The 4,536-nt window shown below is 27.5% G+C and carries 7 protein-coding genes; all 7 read left to right on the forward strand.

The window, feature by feature from the left end:
• The first annotated feature begins 681 nt into the window (after window positions 1-681).
• Window positions 682-954, forward strand: coding sequence for a zinc ribbon domain-containing protein (locus tag NK213_RS18900; RefSeq protein ID WP_253352153.1), 273 nt, complete (start codon window positions 682-684; stop codon window positions 952-954).
• Between the two features lie 92 nt (window positions 955-1,046).
• Window positions 1,047-1,619 (forward strand): type 1 glutamine amidotransferase family protein, encoded by a 573-nt coding sequence (locus tag NK213_RS18905; RefSeq protein WP_253352155.1) that lies wholly within the window; start codon window positions 1,047-1,049, stop codon window positions 1,617-1,619.
• Between the two features lie 42 nt (window positions 1,620-1,661).
• Window positions 1,662-2,273 carry a uracil-DNA glycosylase family protein gene (locus NK213_RS18910; RefSeq protein ID WP_253352157.1) on the forward strand — a complete coding sequence of 204 codons (612 nt, stop codon included), beginning with the start codon at window positions 1,662-1,664 and terminating at the stop codon, window positions 2,271-2,273.
• 858 nt (window positions 2,274-3,131) lie between these two features.
• A complete protein-coding gene (locus NK213_RS18915; RefSeq protein WP_253352159.1) occupies window positions 3,132-3,377 on the forward strand; it encodes a hypothetical protein in 246 nt (81 codons plus the stop codon).
• A gap of 36 nt (window positions 3,378-3,413) precedes the next feature.
• Complete coding sequence (locus NK213_RS18920) at window positions 3,414-3,623, forward strand: hypothetical protein (RefSeq protein ID WP_253352161.1); 210 nt, start codon at window positions 3,414-3,416, stop codon at window positions 3,621-3,623.
• A gap of 16 nt (window positions 3,624-3,639) precedes the next feature.
• On the forward strand, window positions 3,640-4,020 hold the full coding sequence (locus tag NK213_RS18925; protein WP_253352163.1) for a DM13 domain-containing protein: 381 nt from the start codon (window positions 3,640-3,642) through the stop codon (window positions 4,018-4,020).
• A 113-nt stretch (window positions 4,021-4,133) separates the two neighbouring features.
• Window positions 4,134-4,346, forward strand: coding sequence for a hypothetical protein (locus NK213_RS18930; RefSeq protein ID WP_253352165.1), 213 nt, complete (start codon window positions 4,134-4,136; stop codon window positions 4,344-4,346).
• Window positions 4,347-4,536 lie beyond the last annotated feature (190 nt).

The following is a 4,536-nucleotide window of genomic DNA, read 5'->3' on the forward strand; positions in this document are numbered from 1 at the left end:
CTTAATTACAATACAAATTCATTCAGATAATATATATGTTATTACATATAATTTGTATGACCATTATATCAAAATACTATTTTTTTATCAATTTATTTTTCGTTTATTTATGTTTAGTGAGTAAAAAACTCATTATTAGCAATATTTTCAGATTAATTATCAAATAGAAAACATTATTTTATATTTCCAGATATTTAATTTATTTTTTTCTTTATACAATAATCACATTTTTTTACTATAATACTCGTCTTTTTATTATATAAATAACTTCATATATATATTTTTATTTGCAAAAAATAATAAATAACTTTTTATTAATTTTAGAAATTAATTTTTTTTCATTATATCTAATATACTTTAAAACACAGATATTTCGCGTTCTTTATAAAAGGCGAATATTATTTTTATATTTCACTTTGAATTCCATGCTTTTCCAATATAAAATATTTTATTAAGAAAAAAAAATCTTGTATTAGCAAACACTATTTGTTATAATAATTTTAATACGATATTCGCCTTTTATAAATAAAACGAATGTTATTTTAATATAATAAAATTATTGTCTGATATACTCAGACTTTTTATTTTGCAATATAAATTTTTAATTTTCTAACATGACATACTATTGTCATATTCAATTTTGTATACTTTATATATAAAATAAAACTAAGGAGGTAATGTATGGAAAAGCAATTTTGCCAAAGCTGCGGAATGCCTATGGATGCTCCCGAATTATTCGGAACTAACGCAGACGGCTCTAAAAATGAGGATTATTGTACTTATTGCTTTAAAGACGGTAAATTTACACAGGATATTACAATGGACAGAATGATCGAAGTCTGTCTTGAGCATATTGATGAATTCAATAAGGACAGCGAGAAAAAAGTTACTGTTGATGAAGCAAGAACAATGATGAAAGAATATTTTCCAACTTTGAAAAGATGGAAAAAATAATTGTTTTATGAAAACTATTTGTTTTTACTAAGGAGCTGCCACTTTTGGTGAAGCAGATAGTTTTCTTTTAATTTTTACACAGGAGGAAATTTATGAATACTGTTTTAATACTGCTTTCTGATAGCTTCGCAGACTGGGAAGCAGCTTATATATGCCCTGAGCTGAATAAACTCGAAGATTATGAAATAAAAACTGTTTCACTTACCAAAGATCCTGTTGCTACAATGGGCGGATTAAAAGTGATCCCTGATTATGACATTAGTAATATACCAAATGATATTAATATAAAACTTCTTATTATTCCCGGCGGTCTCAGCTGGCACAATACAGATTATGATAAATACTGCGATATAATAAAATACTGCCTTGAGAATAATATTCTTACAGCTGCTATCTGCAACGGCGTTACATTTCTTGCAAACCATGGTTTTCTGGATAACCGCAGACATACAGGAAATACAGTTGAGTACCTGAAACAGAATGCACCGGAATATAAAGGGGAAACTGAATATGTGGATTCACAGTCTTTTATTTTTGAAAATCTTATTACTGCCAACGGAAGTGCAGCTGTGGAATTTTCAAGAGATATTCTGCAAAAACTGGACATTTATTCACAGAAAGAAATCGACGAATGGTTTAAAATATTCAAAATAGGATACTTATAATTAAATTTATACTTATCCGAAACTGAGGGAAGGAAGATAACTATGAAAATAAATATAGGAAAATACCTGAAAGAAAATGTGGTTTATAATAAAGAAAAATATGATTTTCAATTTCCCGACATTACGCTGGACACTGATAAAATAAAAACTATTATGATTAACGAAGTCGTCCCTTCTGATCCTTATAATGATTTTTACGGGAAAAATGAAAATCCCGACTACCTTAGCACTGTCCTGCCCTTATTCCAAAAAGCCGGAGCTTCTGTAGACAACATAGATGACATTACTTCACTTGGAATTTATATTACTAATGCAGTAAAAATACCCAAAAATGAGTATACTATACCAAAGGATTTTATTACAGATTCTCTTCCGTTTTTGGAAGCAGAAACTGACCTTTTTCCAAATGTAGAAGTAATAATGCTTATGGGAGATGTAGCCAAAAAGGCTTTTAATATGATAAGTAAAAAAAGGACAAAAACTATTGCACTGCCGGCTGTTTCTACATATAAACTAAGAAACAGCGAGCTTTGGTATGGTAAAATAAGACTTTTCCCCTCTTACATAATGACAGGGAAAAATATTCTTATTGAAAAATCAAAATTCGAAATGGCATCAGAAGATATTAAAAATATGCTTAGCATAATCATGTGATTTTTTGGAAAAAGATATAAAAATAGGGATACAACAGTATTTTTATATCTTTTTTATTGCCTGAATATTTTCTAAAATTTTCCCCTGTTTTCTTTTTTATTCATAACATAATTTTCTAAATAAAACATGAACTTTCGGTAAAAAAAATAATATAAAAATAAATATTAAAAATAAATTACTGAATAAATTATATTACACCCCACTTCATTTATTCAACATTAATTTTACCATAAAAATAACAAACAAATGCAAGAATGATCACTCTATTTTGTGAAAAGAGATCACTTTTTCCTGTTTTTCAATATTTAAAATTAATATAATCGGCTGGACATTAATAAAAATTGGTGTTATATTAATATTAGTAAGAAGAAATAAAGTAAAATAAAAACTTATCTTAAATTTATCAAAATAATAAAATAATTTTTTTGTTTTTATTATAATTCTAAAGAAATTATAAACTTCCATTCGTTACTTTAATAAAAGACCTTTTCAAAAAAGTCTGGCGGAATACCTGTCACATTCATTTATTCTATCAAAATTTCCCTTTTTACCAAATATAATATCGTAATTTAAACATATATCTTTTTATAAATGTATTTTTTAATGTACTAAAAATAGAGGCTGCTCTGTATACAACACCAATCCGGTTTTAGATTTCCCTGTTTGATTTTCATAGTTTTTCATTCGGGGAAATCTCAAAATTATCTTTAACCTATCTGAAATAATTTCACATATATTTATCATATTTTCTAATTAATAAAATAACAAATGCAACATGGAGATTAGGAGGTGGTTCCCATTAATTCAAGACTGGGTAAATTCATTTGTAAATTGCCTTTTGAAGCAAAAGAAGAGTATATGAAAAATTATCTTGAAGAACTCCGCATCCTTGAGAGGGATATAAAGGAGCTTGATAATACCCGCTCTTACAAGATTTTGGTTAAAAAATTCAAGAGAAAATGCAGGCTTCTGGAACGCATTAATCTTATTAATTTTTCCAAATATGAACTTTTACTGATAAAGCACAATAATTTCATTTCACAGAAGAAAGAAATAATTTTGGATATTGCTTTTAATATTGACAGGCCGGATAATCTATTTTAGTTTGTGTATATATAATAATATTCAAGGAGGTATAATATGTTAGTTATTTCATATGATTTTGTGACTTTTGTGGATAATAAATACATTGTAAAAGCCATTTCACAGCTTTCAAGCGTAAATTTCATATATAATCTGGGCATAGGTGCCACACTTGAAGATGCAAGGGAAGATGCTAAAACCAATCTTGAAAAAGTATATAATGAGACACGAGACATATTAAAAAATATGAACTTGTGGGTTTTATAAATTTTAGGAGGTCGAAATGAAAAAATTTTTTCTATTAATAATGCTTTTCGTTATCTCTGTATGCTCTTTTTCAGAAAATTTTTTCGGTACCTTTGATGCGAAACTTCACCAGATAAAAGGAGATATTACTGTAGATAATATCACCGGTACCATAACTATTCATGACTTCACATATGACGGCAAGGGGAGCGATGTTTATATTATTATAAGCAAAGACAAGAATTTCAAAGATAAGAAAAATATTTCCAAAAAACTGAAAAGAGCTTATGTAAATGAAGATGTTTATTTAAGCATAAAAAATCTGGATAAACTAATGGATAAGGGATATAATACTGTCTCTGTTTATACACAGAAATTCAAATACAGCTTTGCTGATGCAAAACTAATGATGGAATAAGCACTCAAAAGATGTTTTCTATTTTGCTTTTGTCAGTGAAAGCTGATACTATAACAAATTTTTTTAAAATTATTTATTTGAAAACTATTAATAACAGCAGGAAGGTGATTAGTATGGATATTAACAAAAATGTTTCTGTAGATGAAAGATACCTTTTGGATATCGATACAGGAATATGTCATGACCTTGATAATTTTGAAATAGAATGTGGAGTAGAAAAGCTTACCAAAGACCATATTTTTTGTTCTGACAGTTTATACAGCGAAGTAAAGAGACATCCGTCATATAAGAAAAAATGTAAATTTTGTATGAACCCGAAAGTATAAAAATAGACAAGACCAGAATTAAAAAGATAGCTTTTATACTTTTGGATCAGTTCTCCGGAATATTGTTTGTTCCTTCCTATAATTGATATACTGGTATGAAATCTGCCGGTAAAGGAGCCTGTGATAAAAAGTCTGTAAATAAAAAAATCTTTTTATGATAAACTAAAAACAGGAGGACTTTATTATGAAA

Origin of the sequence: Sebaldella sp. S0638 (assembly GCF_024158605.1) — a bacterium.
GTDB lineage: Bacteria > Fusobacteriota > Fusobacteriia > Fusobacteriales > Leptotrichiaceae > Sebaldella.

Excerpts from the sequence above, each read along its gene's own strand:
- NK213_RS18900 (WP_253352153.1), top strand. The coding sequence starts at position 682 with ATGGAAAAGCAATTTTGCCAAAGCTGCGGAATGCCTATGGATGCTCCC.
- NK213_RS18905 (WP_253352155.1), top strand. The coding sequence starts at position 1,047 with ATGAATACTGTTTTAATACTGCTTTCTGATAGCTTCGCAGACTGGGAA.
- NK213_RS18910 (WP_253352157.1), top strand. The coding sequence starts at position 1,662 with ATGAAAATAAATATAGGAAAATACCTGAAAGAAAATGTGGTTTATAAT.
- NK213_RS18915 (WP_253352159.1), top strand. The coding sequence starts at position 3,132 with ATGAAAAATTATCTTGAAGAACTCCGCATCCTTGAGAGGGATATAAAG.
- NK213_RS18920 (WP_253352161.1), top strand. The coding sequence starts at position 3,414 with ATGTTAGTTATTTCATATGATTTTGTGACTTTTGTGGATAATAAATAC.
- NK213_RS18925 (WP_253352163.1), top strand. The coding sequence starts at position 3,640 with ATGAAAAAATTTTTTCTATTAATAATGCTTTTCGTTATCTCTGTATGC.
- NK213_RS18930 (WP_253352165.1), top strand. The coding sequence starts at position 4,134 with ATGGATATTAACAAAAATGTTTCTGTAGATGAAAGATACCTTTTGGAT.